General features: G+C 49.4%; 10 protein-coding genes. 1 reads left to right on the top strand and 9 read right to left on the bottom strand.

What is annotated here, in order from left to right; all coding sequences use genetic code 11:
• Window positions 1-55: 55 nt before the first annotated feature.
• The 6 genes from ACIO0C_RS26170 to ACIO0C_RS26145 all read right to left on the bottom strand — a co-directional run bounded on the left by ACIO0C_RS26170 (window position 56) and on the right by ACIO0C_RS26145 (window position 10,572).
• Window positions 56-1,222 carry a nucleotide sugar dehydrogenase gene (locus ACIO0C_RS26170; RefSeq protein WP_008065135.1) on the bottom strand — a complete coding sequence of 389 codons (1,167 nt, stop codon included), beginning with the start codon at window positions 1,220-1,222 and terminating at the stop codon, window positions 56-58.
• Window positions 1,223-1,252: 30 nt separating this feature from the next.
• Window positions 1,253-2,587, bottom strand: a complete 1,335-nt coding sequence (locus ACIO0C_RS26165; protein WP_401316503.1) for a hypothetical protein — start codon at window positions 2,585-2,587, stop codon at window positions 1,253-1,255.
• A 28-nt stretch (window positions 2,588-2,615) separates the two neighbouring features.
• Complete coding sequence (locus ACIO0C_RS26160) at window positions 2,616-3,428, bottom strand: prolyl oligopeptidase family serine peptidase (RefSeq protein ID WP_008065131.1); 813 nt, start codon at window positions 3,426-3,428, stop codon at window positions 2,616-2,618.
• Window positions 3,429-3,541: 113 nt separating this feature from the next.
• Window positions 3,542-6,604 (bottom strand): glycosyltransferase, encoded by a 3,063-nt coding sequence (locus tag ACIO0C_RS26155; RefSeq protein WP_401316500.1) that lies wholly within the window; start codon window positions 6,602-6,604, stop codon window positions 3,542-3,544.
• Window positions 6,605-6,673: 69 nt separating this feature from the next.
• Window positions 6,674-8,707 (bottom strand): hypothetical protein, encoded by a 2,034-nt coding sequence (locus ACIO0C_RS26150; protein WP_401316498.1) that lies wholly within the window; start codon window positions 8,705-8,707, stop codon window positions 6,674-6,676.
• The gene (locus tag ACIO0C_RS26145; protein ID WP_401316497.1) at window positions 8,704-10,572 is read right to left on the bottom strand and encodes a glycosyltransferase; all 1,869 of its coding nucleotides are present in this window, start codon (window positions 10,570-10,572) and stop codon (window positions 8,704-8,706) included. The genes ACIO0C_RS26150 and ACIO0C_RS26145 overlap by 4 nt, the downstream gene beginning before the upstream one ends.
• Between ACIO0C_RS26145 and ACIO0C_RS26140 the strand changes: the two genes are divergently transcribed.
• The gene (locus ACIO0C_RS26140) at window positions 10,561-11,148 is read left to right on the top strand and encodes a hypothetical protein (RefSeq protein ID WP_401316495.1); all 588 of its coding nucleotides are present in this window, start codon (window positions 10,561-10,563) and stop codon (window positions 11,146-11,148) included. The two genes, ACIO0C_RS26145 and ACIO0C_RS26140, sit on opposite strands and share 12 nt — an antisense overlap.
• Window positions 11,149-11,213: 65 nt before the next feature.
• Here ACIO0C_RS26140 and ACIO0C_RS26135 read toward each other — a convergent pair whose 3' ends face one another.
• From ACIO0C_RS26135 to ACIO0C_RS26125, 3 genes are all read right to left on the bottom strand, one after another.
• On the bottom strand, window positions 11,214-13,703 hold the full coding sequence (locus tag ACIO0C_RS26135) for a glycosyltransferase (protein ID WP_401316493.1): 2,490 nt from the start codon (window positions 13,701-13,703) through the stop codon (window positions 11,214-11,216).
• 149 nt (window positions 13,704-13,852) lie between these two features.
• Complete coding sequence (locus ACIO0C_RS26130; RefSeq protein WP_401316490.1) at window positions 13,853-15,226, bottom strand: DUF4214 domain-containing protein; 1,374 nt, start codon at window positions 15,224-15,226, stop codon at window positions 13,853-13,855.
• Between the two features lie 17 nt (window positions 15,227-15,243).
• Complete coding sequence (locus tag ACIO0C_RS26125) at window positions 15,244-16,065, bottom strand: hypothetical protein (protein ID WP_401316488.1); 822 nt, start codon at window positions 16,063-16,065, stop codon at window positions 15,244-15,246.
• Between the last annotated feature and the right edge of the window lie 871 nt (window positions 16,066-16,936).

The following is a 16,936-nucleotide window of genomic DNA, read 5'->3' as shown; positions in this document are numbered from 1 at the left end:
CAAGCTGTTTAGATTTCGGCGTGATCAAAAAAACAGCTTGATTGAGTAGTTTCATTCAGTCACTGCCAAATAGGTCCCTGGTGTAAACTTTTTCTAAAACGTCAGACAATTCATCGGAAAGACGGTTGGCAATTATAATATCGGCTTGACTTTTAAAGGTGTAAAGATCATTGATTACTTTTGAGTTGAAGAAGGTGGAGTCGCTCATTGTTGGCTCATATACGACAACTTCGATACCTTTTGATTTTAATCTTTTCATTATACCTTGTATGGATGAGGTGCGGAAATTGTCTGACCCGGACTTCATTATCAACCGATAAATTCCAACTGAGCGCGGATTCTTTTTAAGGATAGAATCGGCTATGAAGTCTTTCCGCGTAGTATTTGAGTCTACAATTGCCTTAATCAATGTGCTTGGCACGTCTGCATAATTGGCCAATAATTGCTTGGTATCTTTTGGAAGGCAGTAGCCGCCGTAGCCGAATGACGGATTGTTGTAGTGGTTTCCGATGCGAGGGTCTAAGCTTACCCCTTCGATTATGTTTTTTGTGTTGAGTTTGTGTACTTCTGCATAAGTGTCGAGTTCGTTAAAGTAGGCAATTCGCATTGCTAGGAAAGTGTTGGAGAAAAGTTTAATGGCCTCGGCTTCAGTTGAGTCTGTTAAAAGTATCGATATGTCGGATTTTATTGCACCCTGCTTAAGTAGGTTTGCAAATGTTTCGGCCTGCTTGGTTTTGCTTCCAACAATAATTCGAGACGGATGCAGATTGTCGTATAGTGCGCGCCCTTCGCGCAAAAATTCAGGAGAGAATAATATTCTCTCATAATCAAAATGGTGGCGCATCCGTTCAGTAAAGCCAACGGGGACAGTTGATTTAATAACTATAGTGGTTTTCTTGTTGTAGGAAAGTATATCATTTATAACATTTTCTACTGATGATGTATTGAAGTGGTTGGTTTCTGGATCATAATCTGTAGGCGTTGCAATGATAACAAATTCAGCATCTTCGTACGCTTGTTTTGTGTCCAGGGTCGCATGTAGATTTAGGGTTTCATTTGCTAGAAAATCTTCTAGTCCAGAATCGGAGACTACACTTTTTCGCTGGTTTAGAGCATTGACTCGGGTTGGCGATATATCTAGAGCAGTAACTTCGTTATGTTGCGCAAGCAAAACAGAGTTAGATAATCCAACATAACCTGTTCCAACAACGGTAATTTTCAAGACGCTTCTCGCTTTTGTAGTTACAATCACTTATGGGTGGTGGTGAGGTTGGTTGTACAGTTGCTCTAGCATTTTTTTTGTGTAAAAAATGCTAGATTGATCTTGCTGTTTATTCATATGATTGGTAACAAGTATTAGATCGTTTGGGGTAAATCCCAAAAGCTTGTCATGTATGGTATCCCAGATACTTTGATTAGCCTCTGGTGGTCTAGCTAAAAATCGTTGATTTGTTTGTAGTAGTAAAAAATCAGGGTGTTCTTGGTCTACGATTGATTGATCAAAAGTTGCTGCAGTGTGTGCATATACAATTCTGCGAAATACACAGGCCAACTGAGCTATAAGGTTTACAGAGAAAGAATCACCGAAAATGAGTAAAGTATACTCAGTAGAGCTTTTAATATTCTCATAAATCCATATTCTGCCGATATTTGATATGCCGTTGTCAAATATTTTAATGGCGCTAGTTGGTGCATTTGATAATAATAATAATGATGTTGATGTTTGTTCTGGAAACAACTTTGAACCCAAGTCTCCTTTAGACGATACGGCCTTGAAAGAATTAATTAAACGGTCGGAGTGCGACCCTAGTTTAAATCCTTTTAGTATATCTATTGCCCCTAAATAAGCCCCGTAGTCGCTCCAGTGAGTGTCTGTGCGGTAATAAGAAAGTTCCCTGGCTTCGTGTAGTTGTGTTAACGGGTAGACGATATTATCCATGAGTTTGAACTCATGCAAAAACTGATCGATGGGGGTTGTCTTTCCGCGATTGAATGGATAGAAATCGGGAAATAACTCTTCTTTGGCTGGAGCCACAAAGAATTGCCATGTCAAGTCTGCGTCAGATGCTTTTTTGCGTATCCAGTTGTAATAATCTCGCCACCTTAAGATGGTCTCAGTAGATAGAGTAAACTTGCCCCGAAATTGATCAACGCTTCTATTTGTATCGTTGTCTAAAAATAACCAGTTATCAGTTCCGATAAGAACCTTTGGTCTAGCAACAGCAGCGATTACTTGAATCCAGTATTCGCAGCCATCCTGCTTTAATCCAAAGTCTAAATGCTCTTCAAATTGGATTTTAATATCAAATCCACATTTCGAACTAAAATTGCCTATAGTTTCAGCTGTAAGTAATCTAGTTAATACATCAGGCCTTTCTTCGGTTAACTGAAATTCATACGTTTTAAGCGACGTGCGGATAAGTATGCTGGTATTTTGTGAGCTTAACACCCAGCCCTTGATTTCTAGTAAATCATTGTGCACCGCGCATGAAGCAGCGTTAAGTGGGGTATCAATCCACCATCTAGCATTTGGGCGTTTTTGGTCCGCGCTTATGATAGGAAGATATTTGAATTCACGTGTCGGCACGATAACTCTCTCGATAAAAGCATATTAATCAAGCATAAGGGTGAGAAAATTTTTCCATTATAGGTAGCATGATTTGAGGGCCTGGGGGATTATGCCCCATGTCCATATCATAAAAAAACTTTACAGTTAGTTCGTTAGATAACGCATGTCCACTGAGCTTTGCTAATAGTGGGGCAACGTGCTCTGACACGTGCCAATCATCAGCGGTATTTATCATGATCAAACATGGTGGTGTATAGTTTTCTTTTTTGAATAAAGCATAAATAGAAAATCGCCATGGGTATTCTGTATTAATTTGTGTCGTGTTTCGAGAGTAAAATCCGGATCTGATGATTTTCCCCAATTCGGGTATGTTGTGGAAGCGAAAAAGGTCAGTTTGCGGATTTACTACTAATGCTCTCGAACCTCGAAGATAGGTAGCAAAGCCTAATGAAGAAAACCCGCCGGCTGATGAACCAAAAAAGTTAATTTGCTCTTTTGGAATTCCCATGAATTCTAGCAGTTCTCCGATATATTTGGCAGTTTCGTAGAGGTAGTCAGTTTTATCATTTCCCAAGAACCAGCCAACTTGAATATCTTCATCGAGTGCTAAGCTTGGGTCCGAAAGCGATAGTCCTACACCTTCTAAGGAGCTAAACCATTTAGCTCTTTGGAAGTAAGGTACTGGGAACTGCTTTCTATCTAACCACCCGGGTGAAAAAATCCACGCTCGTTTAAATTCAGACGGACGAAAATAGAAATCTAGTGTAAACGCGCCTAAATTTACGTTGTACCAGCCTTCCGAAGTTATAGCGTTGAAGTCATTACGATCAACTATTTTTTTTTGTAATTCAATTGTCATCTTATTCTCATGCTGTAAAAGGCTCTAATTATCTGATAGTACGATATCTAGTTGAATTAGAGCCTTCGGTTAGCCTGGTGCAGGTATATGTATTAATGAGATTTGATTCTGTCTCAGTCAAAACAATCCCAGGCCGCCTTGCGGAAGTTTAGTTCTTTAGAGGTCGAACTGTCCCACTGGTTTCGCCGAAACATTAATTCAAACTCGCTCATTAATGCGTTGTCATCCCTCAGGCTATCTGTTGCCTTTTGAAGTTTATGAGTAACAAACGCCTCTGGTACATAATAGAGTTTTCGTTTCAATGTGTTTCTCATGAGGTCACAATATGTGCGGTCTGAACGGTAGTGTCGCCCATACTCAGCATCTAATGGTCCTATATCATTAATAACATCACGCCGAATGTACACGGCAAAGAATGCAGCATATGAAAGGTCAAGAGGACTTCCATCATGGAAAAGAGAAACTTCTGCGATATTTTGATGGTGGGCTGAAATGTTTACATCGCAGTCATTCATTTCGTTTGCATAGGGGACGTGGGTACGAAGTGTTTTTGTGTTTTTTGGAAGTATTTGTCTTGGTACAGTCATTCCTGCATCTTTCAACTTGTAGCAAGCGTTTTGCAGGGCTTGTATTGCTCCGCCATGAATCATCGCGTCATTATTAAGTAGTAGAATATCGGCGTCCTTCTGAGCGGACTCAATACCTTGGTTGACGGCATAGGTAAAGCCAAAGTTCTTAGTATTTTCTATTAGGGTAATTCTAGATTTTTCTGCCTCTGAACGCAGATATTCTTTTACTTCGATGCTTGATGCATTGTCAATCACTATCGTACTCAGCATTCCATACCATTCAAAGGCGTGGATAGAGTCTATACATTCCTGAATATCTTCCAGTGACTCCCAATTTGGTATTACAATTGTAACGCGCCGTTTAAGTTTTTGTTGGGCGGTTTTTAATTGCTTAATTGCTAGTCTTTCCGACATGCGATTGCGAACAACGCCCATGTTGACTAAGTGTCGCGAATCATTAGTTACTGTATTTTCCGCCTTGTCATAATAATACTGACTAAGTAGTACTGGTACAGAAAACATGGTGCCTTGTTCAGATGCTTTCAGGATTAAGTCGTAATCGACGAATCTTTTTAAGGTTTCGTCAAAACCCTTTATTTTATTAAGAAGCTCTCGGCGATGGGCGAACGCGTTCAAGTCAATATAATTATTATTTTCTAGAAGGGAGCGGTTGAAGTGACCGTACCTGGCGGCAAATGGGGTTGATGACTCTCCGCGGTACAGAAGTTGCCCGGAATAAATAGAGTTGGCATTGGGCAGACTCATAAAGGCGCCTACTGTTGCGCCTATATAGCGGCTATCCCATAAGTTGTCGGAGTCAAGATATGTTACGATTTTACCTTGTGCCGCTTCTAATCCCTTATTTCTCGACGCAGAGTGACCTTGATTAGTAGTTTGACGTAAAAGGCGAATTCGGCTGTCATTGAATTGTTCTATGATTTGAATGCTGTCGTCAGTACTACAGTCATCAATAATGATAAGCTCAAAGTTTGTGTAGTATTGAGAAAGTACAGATTGAATTGCTAGACTAATTATTTTTTCACGATTGTAAGTTGGCATTATTACGCTTACAAGCGGCTTGTTTTTAGACTCTGTAGCTTTGTGATGTAATCTATTAGCAATGTTTTCCATCATGGCGAAACTGCGCTTATCCTCTTCAGTGAAAGGCGCGTTGACCATAGGCTGAGTCATTGACGATTTTAAAAAGCCCGAAAAATCGACATAGCTTCGTTTCGGTTGTTTCCACGAGCTTGTTTTTTCCGAAATAATGGTCTTTGTTTGAGCGTCAATTAGAAAAATCTTATGTTTTTTACCGTTCATGAAAGCATGAGGAACAGTCACAGAAAATGCATGCTTGCCTTCATTTATATTATGGGCTTTCAGATCAGCTCTAAATGTGCTTGCCTCTACGGTGATATCCGTACCAGTATCCGTATCGCTACCGAAGCGTAATATAGCTGTCCTGGGAGCTTGATCTCCGATGGCAGCAACCCAGCCGTGAATCTCAGCACGATCAACAACGCATTCCAAAGAACCTCGAATTTTCAGTTTGGCCAGTTGAGGAATGCTCTTTAGTGTAGATTGTGCCTCAATGATGGTTGCGGTTTTGGGAGCAGCGGCGGGTGTCAAATTTTCTAGTAAAGCTACTATTGATATTTGATTTTTTGCTAAGTCGTTCGGAAAAGTCTTTGACTCTACTGTGTAGTCGTTGATTTTTACGACGTCATTTAGAACTACTTTAGCGCCCATGATTGTTGGTAATAGACCGAACATTCTCTCGACTGCATGCGCCGGAGTACCGTCATCAGTATAAGTTGCCGGCTTCATTTCGATTTTTTGCATCTGCTTATAAATGTCACCTAGGATGTCAGTAGAGATCCAGAAGCAGGTACCAGCAAAAAAACCCCAATCATTTTTGTTGAAGTTAAAATCACCTACGAGCTCTCCAAATATTGATTCAATATTTTGGGAGTTCTTCCATAAATTAGATGGGCCATAAATGTAAAGCTGCTTCGCTCCCGCGAGTTTTACATGATGGTTGCTCTGAAATAAATTGATAGTGTTTTGGACTTGTTGTTTGCTGCCCAAAACTCCCTTCAATAAAGTTTGTCGCCACTGATCAGGTTTTTTGTTGCCTTTTTTTGTATGTATTTTGCATATGAAGCTGTATTGCGATAGGTTGTGCTTCTCCATTAAGTTAAATAGAGCGCCAATATCCTGGCCAATATTGGGAACCGGGATAAGGTGCGCTTTAGGGAAGGTCTTTTTAATGATATCTATTTTTTCGTTGCCAAAATCCTCGGGAAACGTTACATATTGATCAGCGTCTTGTGGGAAGTTTTTCGAATAGATTTCTAGATCCGGAAGTGTGTCCAGATGGAATGCATGGATGACTAGAGCGTAATTATGTACGCTTTTATTTGTCGTCGGGAGTGTTGAGATACGATTTGAAATTATTTTTACGTTAAAATCAATCAGCTCATGAAGTTCGCCGTTTTCTAGGCGTGCGACATTGTACAGCTCCAGTGCTTCACTGTAATTTTGCTGCCTTAAAGCCATGTTCGCTCTAGAAAAAGCGCTGTGAGTGTTTTTGGTTTGGGTTTTCATATTCTTTGCTCGGGTGCATAAAGCCAAAGTTAATTTTTCGTTTTTGTTATGAAATGATGATTGTGGATTCTATTTGGCTCTTGCTGTGGATGTGTTCTTGGATAGTATGGTTTTAACGTCGCTCGATAGTGTGTGCCATTTTTTCCAAGCGATTTTTACATTCGGATTTTTATGTTGTAGGCGTTTGAGCTGAATTGGTAAGTTGCTTATCAGGCTGGCAACGAGAATTTGGTCCTGTTCGGGCAGTTGGTTCCAGATGTTAGTATCCATAGCAGTGGGTTGCGAGAACCTTAACTCTAGGCGAGCACCTCTTTCATCGTCGCTTTCTATAAACCAATTTTTGAACGCGTGTTGGCTTGATTCCGGGAACTCTATTCTTGGATGCTGACCGAATGTCGCTGTTGACTCATCTACTGTGGCAATTTTGTAGTTGAATTCTGAAGTCGTAAATTGCCCTAGGCTCAAATTGTTAAATCTTATGCCAATGTATCGATACTCATCATTTTGAGCGCTTTCGCTTAGTTGTAGGTCGTCGTAGCGCAGAATCTTTGGCCAGTTTGCTAATGTTTTTTCTAGGTTGTACAGACCAATCACTAGAGCATTCTTGTCAAAGTCCACAGGAAGTACAAGTGTTTTGGTGTTTTGTAAATAACTGATTAATTTTTTTACAAGAATAAGTAGTCCGGACCAGTCGCTGCTGCCAAGCTTGCTAATAGTTTCATTGTTTCCCTGGTATGCGGAACCTTGATTGGGCGCACATAATAGTTCTTCGTGCTCAAGGAGTGCCAGTGGCCAAGCCTCTACACTTCCCATTGGGCGTTGAAGCAAAATTTCGGTGACACCATTTGAGGTGCGTGTTTGAAACGCAAGCTCAGGTACCTTTTTCTCGCCTAGATAGACATTGCTTATGTTCCACTGAAGCGTCTTCTCTTTATTTTTTTCTTTACTTGCTACCTGTTCGACTTTCAGTGTTTCTAGTTCCCAATAACCTGGGTTGTCTTCCAAGATTCGCTTAATGCGGCTCTGTAGTGCTTCGGTTGTTTTTTCAAGCGCGTTTTTTTCAGTAATGTTTAAAGCAAGTGTTTCTTGGGTATGGTGGAGTTGACCGAGTAGTAACTCATTTTCCAAGACCGCTGATGCAAGGAGTTTTTGGTTTTTGCTGGTCTCAGAGCTATGCTCTTTTATCAGGTCTTGATATCGCTTCTCTGATTGAGTTTCTAATTGCTTTATTTGAGGGCTGAGGTCATTTAGCTTGGATAGATTTTTTTTTTGCTCGGTGAGGGCGATCTGCAACTCTTTTTGCTTAATTTGCAGTCGCGCTTCTAGCTGGGTATTAGCGGTATGTACTTTAAAGTTCTCGCGTTTTGTTTTTATATGATCAGCAATTACTTGGTCAAAAATTGGAGTCTTGATTTGCGTTGTTTGGACGAGTTGGCGTGCCTGGACTTCATTGTGCAGCTCCATGGCATATTTGTGACGTTGAACAAGATTGTTGATCAGATAGAGATCCAGATGCTGCTCATCTGTTTGCTGAGTACGTTTTGGTAGTGAGTCTTGAAATGAAAGAAGCCATTTTTTATCCAAGGCCTTTATATGCAGGGCTGGATCTTTTGTGGCTGCGACGCTGTCAACAAATACGCTGCGAGCGGGCTGCGAAATATGAAAGCTCAACATTGCTTGAGTTAACTGGCACCAGTTTTCTAAGGCTGCTTCTAGCGCTAGTAAATTGTCCTTACCTTCATTTAAAGCCGCAATTAATGCCGCTTGAGGTGAGGTATGCATCAATACGAAGTGAATGTTTTTATCGAATTCCGACCAGTATTGAAGAAATCGGTGGCTTTTTTCTTCTGCCCACAACCATACTGGTTGGTTATGGTTTGCGTAAAAAATATCTACAGCTAGTTGATCCCATGTACGACCAAGTTGCACTGGTGCCGATGGAGAGCCGGTTTGTGTTGCCAGTGCTTTTTCATGCCATTGGGCAATGGATATTTTTTCATTCCTCAAGGCAGGTACTGCAACTGTCGACCCTGCCGCTATCAGGGCGGCAGCAAATTGATCAAGAGTGCTTTGAATACTACCGGTAATACATAGGCTTTTCATATTTGTACGCCGATGGAAATAGGTTGAACATGTTTGATTGGAGCCGAATCTACGTTTTTAGGAGCGAAAGATATTGCAGGCGTAGTTTTGGTCTCAATTTGAAATAATTCTGATGCTGATAGTGAGTTTCCTATTCGGGCATCGGTTTGCACGTGCTGGCGGGAGCGAGCTTTGACAGGCCTAGGAGGCATCGCCAACCCTCCGTAAGGACCACTCAAATATTCAGCCGAGAGGGCGGGGTGGTAGTAAACATCCTGCTGCCCTGATTGAGACCAGCGCTCGATAAACAGTTGTTGTTCACGCATGGCTCGTGATTTTTTCTCGGTGGTGTGATCTTTACCTCGACTGGCAGACTCGGCATGAATGAGTTGTGCGAAGGGCGTCCATATCAGTTGCAACCCGCTTAGCTGGATTTTCAGGCACAAGTCGACGTCGTTGAAGGCCACGGGGAAGGCGCGTTCGTCCAGTCCTCCCAGTGCCTGGTACAGTGTTTTGTGGAGCAGGAGGCAGGCGGCGGTGACTGCGCTTTGTTGCCGAGCCAGTTGGTTCATGCCCAGGTAACCTGGATCGCCCTGATGGAGGTTATTACCGGTGTGCGCAGCCAAGCCGTTGATACCCACTACAACTCCACCGTGCTGCACCATGCCATTGGGCCATAGGAGTTTTGCTCCGACGGCGCCGACGCCTGGGCGAATCGCCTGGCTAACCATTTCTTTCAACCAACCAGGCTCGATGATCTCGATGTCGTTGTTGACTAGGCCAATCAGTTCGCCGCTGGCCAGTTCCACTGCGCGGTTATTGATAGTGGAGTAGTTGAACGGATAGGGATGGGCCAATACCTTCACACCAAGCGCCGGTAATTTGGCGAGGTACTCGAGCGCGGCCGGGTCGCTGGACTGGTTGTCCACCACGATGATTTCGAGGTCAGGGTAATCGGTGTTACTCAGCAGGCCTTCTATGCAGGTGCGCAAGAGCCCGACCTGATCGCGTGTAGGTACGATCAGGCTGACTTTTGGCAGTGTCTGCGGCAGTGGCCAATGGGTGCGCAATAGGCCGGGGTAGTTCGGTAATGATTGAACACGGGCACCGCGCGCCAGTCCTTGGCTCAGCCATTCCATCGCTTCGCGGCGATCCGGCGAGGCTGGTGCGTCGGCGGGACTTGCCGGTGAATGATAATGACGGTGGTAAAGCACCTTTGGCAGGTGCACCACCCTTGCCTTGCGCCGCTCGCTGGCCAGGGCAACTGCTGCAAGAAAGTGATGCCAATCCAGTACCTGCAGGCCATGTTCGGGAGTGAGTAACACCAGTGCTTGCTGGATTATGTCTGCACTGAAAGCCGCACCGGGGCTGAACAGGTCTGCGCCGATAAACAGATCCACATCCCACACCGGTTTCAGCCAGGGTAGGCTGCGCTCCCTTGAAGGGCCGTCGCGATCACAATCGGCAAAAGCCCAGGCATTGCCGCCACTCAAGGCCCCATGCAAATGATCGATTGCGTGGCTGGGCAAGTGATCGCCACCCTGGACCGGGACAATGGTGTTGCAGCCAGTGCTCAGCAGCTTGAGCAGCGCCGGCAGGATGTTCTCGATGCGGCCTTCGGCGACTTCACCGACGGCCATGCGTTGCTGGTGGATACTGGCCAGGGTGACGGCATCATCAGGCGGGTTGCCGGTACTGATCAGCAACACTCCGACTTCGCCCGGTGGCAACTGGGCCGGCATCGGCTCGGCCTGCTGAAAGCATTCGAACCACTGTGCGTAATGGTGGAAGCCGGCACTTTTGGGTGCCCAGCGGTTTTGTTCACCGGCCAACTGAGTGATCAGTTTCAAGGTGTCGGGATTGGGCGACTTTGCATGATCGTGCAAAAGTCCTTCCAGGCCCTGGGGCCAGCAGCACAGCGTGACCGGGCTGCCGGAGAGTGCCTGGCCCAGGTCGTTTTCGATGTGCAGGACATGGGGCTCACCGTCGGCCAGCAACCAGGGCAGCTCGACAGTGAAACCATGGTCAGCGCTGCTGCGATTGGCCAAGGCCAGATGGCGCTGGTCGCAGGTCACGCGGGCTTGGACCTGGCCTTCTTCGCGCACAATGATCTGCATGTGCCGATGGGGTACTTGCGGATCCCAACTCCAGCCGCTGAGGCGCAATCCACCGTTGTACCAGACCTGGGAAGCGATGGCGGCTGGCTCGTTGGCGGGTTGGCCGGGCAGTTGCAGGCAGCCTGGGAGCAGGTCGGCCTGGTTGGCGACCTTTATGCTGATCCGGCTCGCGTTGTTCAACCAGGCGTCCTTCAGTTGTACGGCAAAGCCGTGGAACTGATCTCCCGTGGTTGCGTTGGGTTGGAACTGATCGGCTCGGGCCAGGGCCACGCCTGCGCCGTCTACCAGTACCTCGATCACCAGGCGCGCATCAGGTTGGGCCGTGTCCAGGGCCCAACCCTGTAGCACGTCGCCGTACAGCCCGGTGATCTCGCCTTGGTATTCGGAGCGTGGAGTAAGGGTCATGCTATTCATAGGGCATCCACTGGCGCGGGGGCTGGGGTCGAGAAAATGGACAGTTGAGCCACTGGCAAGGCACCGGCTTCACGAGCGACATCGCCAGACTCGGCGTACAGGGCCAAGCCATGTTCGTCAGCCAGGTCTGCTGCCGCCCAATCAGATCCAGGGGCTGGGTCGAGGCTGAGGGCTGCGGTGCACCCTGCCAAGGCAAGGGTTTCGGTAATGTTCAGGCCCGGAAGTTGAGCCAATGCCTGTACCGCACCGGTCGACAGCAGTGTGCTCAGCCAGGGACTTTCGCCGACCACCAATAACAGGTACGGGTGTTGCTCGCGCTTGATGCGTTGGCCAAGCTTGAGCCAACGCTGCGCCACATCGGCGTTGTTCAGCCGATCGGCGATCAAGAGCGTGCCGACTAGGGCGCAGGTTTTCATAGGCTGGGGGGCGGGGGGGGCAAAACTCGGTACTTTTGCTTGGGGAAACGCGGCGTTATAGCGGGCATGCAGTGCTTGCCAAACCATTTGAACGCTCTGCGCCTGATTGGCGAAGCCCCGCCAGTACAAGTCACCCTGCTCTGCAAGCAAGCGGTCGTCGCGGCAGTTGATCCGGTAAGACCGTTGCAGCTGGGCCGGCAAATCACTCAGTTCTACGGGGCAGCCGTCGAGTTGCTGATAGGTCAGTTGCTGGAGTGGCAGTGATTGCAGATCGGCCAGCAGTTGCGATGCGTCATTTGGCAACCGGTATTCCAGTGACAGGGGCAGGCCGGGCAGCGCTGCAAGCAGAGTTACCTCGGTATCTTGGCCGCGATTGAGGTATTTCAAAGCCAGGGGCGCGGTCGAGGGGAGGTCGCTCTCGATAAAAAGGTCTTGTGTTCCATCGAGCCCGTTCTCGCTGGTCATCCAGCTGCGCAACTGCGCCAACCGGGCTCGCTGCAGCGCCTGGCGCGCTGGCTGCAATGGATCGCGCAGGCAAAAGGCGGTGTAGCGCGATTCGGCATCGGGGTATCGCCGCCTTAGAATGGCGTTGTTATGGGCAACGCGCAGGATCTTCTCATCGCCAAAAGAGATGCCGCCCTGGTGCGCGACGAATACCCGAGGGGCGCCCATATGCCGCCAGCCTAAGTTGCGGGCACGCAGGCACCAGTCGGTTTCTTCACCGTAGCCGCGCGACAGGTGAACTTCATCCAGGTAGCCCACTTCATCCAGTGCGCTGCGCTTTATATACAGGCAGAAGCCGCAGCCTGTTTCGATCTCGACGGCGGCGCTGTCGGTCTGGCTGGCCAAGTGGTCCAGTTGCGCCTGTTCCTCGGCGCTGGGCATGGCCTGGCTGACGCGGCTGAGCGGGAAGCTCATCAGTTCGCCGTTATTGGTGAAGGGGGTGACCGAGGCGATGTCTTCGGCCTCGTATGCCACCGCGTGGAGGCGGTCCAGCCAGTTTCCGTTGACGCGGGTGTCGGCGTTCAACCAGACCACGTCGCGCTCCGGGCTCAGGGCCATGCCGCGGTTGGTGTTGCGGATAAAGCCCAGGTTGGTCGGTTGGTGCACGTAGTGAATCTGACCGCTGGCGGCCAGCTTCTTGAGGGCCTGGCTCAGTGCCCGATTCGGGCTGGCATCGTCCAGCACCACCAGCCGATGTTCGGTCTGGTTGAGGCTGCGGTTGCGCAGCACGCTGTCAATGCACTCCAGGGTTTCGGCAAGGCCTTCGTACACCGGGACCAGCACATCGACGGGTTGTTGCCGGGCAACGTTCCCGGCCACTGGCGTTGGAGGGACGAAGGGGGGGAGTACCGACAGTGGGCTGCCCAGAAGAGCGGCGCCATCCTTGAAGCGGATATGCAGTTCCGGGGTCGGCTGCGAGACCTGGACCTGAATGCCGGCATGGGTCGTACTGACCCCCGCCTCGTGCAGCAGGGGATGAATGGCGTCGGCCGTGACCTGAGTCGTGCGTCCGTTGACTTGCAGTTGCAGGCGTAGAGGTGTTTGCGGTGCGCGCAGGTTCAGTGCCCAGCCTCGGATCTCCCCGCTCTCGGGTTCGTAGCGCACCACACCCACGTTTTTGGGTGCATGGGGCAGCGCGGTCAGCAGGCCAAGCACAAGTTTCAGTTCGTTGCTGTCGTTGATTTCGGGCAGCTGGGCCAGGATCAGTTGGCAAAGTCTTGCAGGCTGTTCGGACTGGCTACGCGCTTGCCAGAGTGCCATGCGCAACGTTGGGTCATGGGGTTGGTCGCGCCACGCGGCGCTGAGCAACCGGGTCGCCGCCTTGGCGTGGTTTTGCGCCAGAAGGCTGCGTGCGAGCAGGGCGCGAACGTCGGTACGCTGAGGCAGCTGATGGGCTGCGCCACTCAGGTAGACGAAGGCGCGTTGCGGGTCTTTATGTTGCAAGGCCTCGATCCCTTTCCAGATCAGGGCCTCGGAACGATATTCGGGGGTATGCAAGGCACGTTCGAGGTGAGCCTCGGCACTGTCATGGAGACCGGCTTGGCGGTCGCGATGGAAGTGGTCCATAAGCGATCCCGGCTTATGGTCTATATGCTTTGACATGGTTATCTGGGTTTCGCTGTGAAAACAAAAAAGAGGGCCCCGAGAAGGAGCCCCTTTTCAAATACCCCCAGCCTTACGGCTGGAGATATTCAGGCTTGTCGCAAAGTGCAGCGTTACGCGACGCCGTGTACTACAACCACGTTGCCGTTGCTGTCGATACCTTCGTCGGAACCGACGATACCGATGGCCACTTCAGCCTCGGTAGCGCCGTGCTCAAGAGCGTTGGTCCAGGCAGCCTTGCCTTCCGCGTCTGCGTCGCGACCCAGTGCGTTGTTGTAGAGCCCATCGATGAAGTCGGATGTCGACTTGGCAGTGGACTCGGACGAGCCGCTGATGCTTTGTGCGACCGAGGCACGGTCAGCACCGGCAGACAGTACGGCAACCCAGTTCTCCAGGCCTGCATCGTCAGCTTCACGACCCAATACGCTGGTGTACAGTGCCTTGACGTAATCGGTGTCGTCGGCACTTGCCATTGCAGCCTTGCCTTCATCAGAGTTGGTGAGACCAGCAATGACGTCGGCACGGCTTGCACCATTTGCCAACAGGTTCAGCCAGGCCTCCTCGCCGCCAGCGTCCGCATCGCGGCCCAGCAGAGTGGAGTACACGCTTTGAATGAAGTCGCTGTTCATGTTGTTCTGGAACTCGCTGGAGTTCAAGAAGCCTTGCGCGATGTCAGTCAGTGCAGTGCCGTTAGCAGCATTGGCCCAAGCCTCGGCGCCACCTGCGTCTGCGTCACGACCAAGCAGGCCATTGTAGAGGCGCAGAGCAGCCGCTTCTTCATCGGTGCTGGCAACAACGATCGACTCGTTGTTATCGAAGCTGATGAATTCGACATTCGAAGTGTTGATAGCGTGATCGCCGCCGTTCAGGTTCAGCGAATTGCCCGATACGTTTGCAGCGAAATCGGCACGCGAGCCTGCAACGTGAGCCACGTCATAGCCTGCGCCAGCATCGACGGTGTCGTTGCCAGTACCGGTGAAGATCGTGTCGCGGCCAGTGCCGGTCGAGATCTGGTTGTCGCCGCTGTTGGCGATAACCATGTTGTCACCGTTACCCAGGGTCACGGTGTCGTTACCAGCGCCTGTGTCAACAGTAGTGTTGCCGTTGCCGACGATGATGTTGTCGTTACCGTTGCCGCTGACGATTACGCGTTCGGCGTTGTCGGCAGAAGAAGCGGTAAAGTCCAGAGCCAGGTTGGCGTCGCTGGCGAAAACGAATGCCTGGGCGTCGGACAGATCTGGGGAGGTCAGATCAACAGTGACAGTAGTGCCGGCAGCGCCAGCGATGTCAGCGAAGATAGCATGGGCGTTGGTGCCGGTTGGGGCAACGACGCTATCCACGCCATTCCACGAACCGATAGCGACGGTCTCTGCGTTATCCAGGTCGAGGATTTGCGAGATAGCGTTGGCGGTGGTGGCGGAGATGCTGGTGTTTGCAGTCAGGGCGTCTTTGACGTCGCCGGCCGAGAACGGGTTATCGTATTGCATGCTTCAATTCCTGTAGATCAGGCCAATTGGCCCTCATGGCTATATGTTTGCGTAGTCGCAAGGTTTTCCCAGGGAGACTTATAGCGGGGAGCGTTGATCTCAGGATGGGCGAAGATGGAAAGCTTGATACCAACCAGGGGTTCCTGGCCGCTGGGGCCGAAAAACATCTGGTCAGCAACAATGGGTTGCGGTTCGGCGCCTGCGAAGGCGACCTCGCCAGCCAGTCGGTAACGACTGCTGTTGGGGCCGGTCAGGCTGAAGCCGACAGCGATAAGGGGTGTGGCCTTGCCGCGGGTACCGCAATAGTGACCGGAAAGAACTTTGGGGCTGGGGCCTGAGCCGGCGACGGTACTGGTGTACACCAGGTCAACGCCATCGGGACGGTCTGCCCAGTCAACCAGGAAGCCTTCAATGCCGGTCGTGCCCTGGTGCTCACCGAGCCACTCTTGGGTGGCAGTGACGTCGCCGCGGGACTGAATATGGCCGATCAATTTTAAAGTCCCCGGCGCAACCGCAGGTTGTAACTCACTGCTGGTTTCTTTGGCGGGGGCGGGTGGCGCGAAGTTGCGCATGATGGCAGCGGAAGTGTCGATTCGGTCGATGCGCAAATCAACAGGATCAACTTGGACATTGGCCAAGTGGTATTCGGTAATCAGTACGGTAGTTACGCCGTTTTTGACGCGACCAATGATGCAGTCACCCAGTTTGGTCAGCATGTTTTTGCTAACACCCTCGGCTGGGAAAAAATCAATGAGACCTTTGCCAAGGGGCGCTTGTTGAAGCGCTATGCAAACAGTTTTGTCTGTACTGGTTTGTGAGGCATAACGAAAGATATACATCCCTGGCTCAAGAAGAGTGACCCGGGACGTGATCTTAAGTCCATCAGTGCTTTGCGAAGACACGCGGTAAAACTCCTTCAATCCTTGAACTGGATAACCCTTACAAGGTTCGACAGATATCTGTTGAACGCATGTTGCCTATATAAGAAAAGGCTAATGGCGGATTGGTGGCTTCCTTGACGGCAGGAAGATTAAGCGATCTGGATTTTTTTAACAATCCTGTCTCGAAACAATTTTTTCATGGCTAGGCAGGTGGTCGGTTTTTCAGTTCAAGCCGATATTGGTGAGTCTGGTCATAAATCTTGCCTGGGCGCCGTGAATCACGGTGTCCGTTCCTTCGCTGATCGGCGCAAACGCCCGCCTGAACGGGTGCGACGACCTGAATTCTGCAACGCACCTTCGCAGCCCCGGCCCGGTGTTTGGCCAATCAAAACCTTGCGCGGCAAGGAGAGGCAGGTCGGGAAAGTGTTGATCGGCAAGTGGTATGTGCATGGTTTTGGGGCATCGGTGCAAAGCAGGCCATGGTTTTTTTGGCTGGCCATGCTTGTCGTGCTTTATAGCTTGCTTAGTGTCCTCTGGGAGTCGACGTAGCATGCAAATTGGCGGCTATGGTAGAGGCAAAAAAAACAATTGTCTTTACCAGTGGTCGACTAGGTACTTGCTTTGTTAACAAAATATTTTTTGTGCGCCCTAAAGAAAGTGGGCGTGCTGCCGGGTGCCTTAAGGTGGACGTGACCAGTCAGTCATCATGAGGGTGGATTGTTACACTTGATCAATCTAGTTGAGGGGGGGAGTCTTGGTGGTAAGGGGTGGTAAGAAGGGCGTTAATTCGGGCTGGCGTCATTCGTCGCCGCCATCATTAAACTTCCGT

The sequence above is a fragment of the Pseudomonas sp. NPDC087336 genome (assembly GCF_044744285.1).
GTDB lineage: Bacteria > Pseudomonadota > Gammaproteobacteria > Pseudomonadales > Pseudomonadaceae > Aquipseudomonas.
This window is presented reverse-complemented; position numbering and strand designations above follow the sequence as displayed.

What these genes read in the sequence shown, in the direction of transcription:
- ACIO0C_RS26160 (WP_008065131.1), bottom strand. Translation starts at nt 3,428, where the DNA reads ATGACAATTGAATTACAAAAAAAAATAGTTGATCGTAATGACTTCAAC.
- ACIO0C_RS26155 (WP_401316500.1), bottom strand. Translation starts at nt 6,604, where the DNA reads ATGAAAACCCAAACCAAAAACACTCACAGCGCTTTTTCTAGAGCGAAC.
- ACIO0C_RS26150 (WP_401316498.1), bottom strand. Translation starts at nt 8,707, where the DNA reads ATGAAAAGCCTATGTATTACCGGTAGTATTCAAAGCACTCTTGATCAA.
- ACIO0C_RS26140 (WP_401316495.1), top strand. Translation starts at nt 10,561, where the DNA reads ATGATCGTGCAAAAGTCCTTCCAGGCCCTGGGGCCAGCAGCACAGCGT.
- ACIO0C_RS26135 (WP_401316493.1), bottom strand. Translation starts at nt 13,703, where the DNA reads ATGGACCACTTCCATCGCGACCGCCAAGCCGGTCTCCATGACAGTGCC.
- ACIO0C_RS26130 (WP_401316490.1), bottom strand. Translation starts at nt 15,226, where the DNA reads ATGCAATACGATAACCCGTTCTCGGCCGGCGACGTCAAAGACGCCCTG.
- ACIO0C_RS26125 (WP_401316488.1), bottom strand. Translation starts at nt 16,065, where the DNA reads ATGTATATCTTTCGTTATGCCTCACAAACCAGTACAGACAAAACTGTT.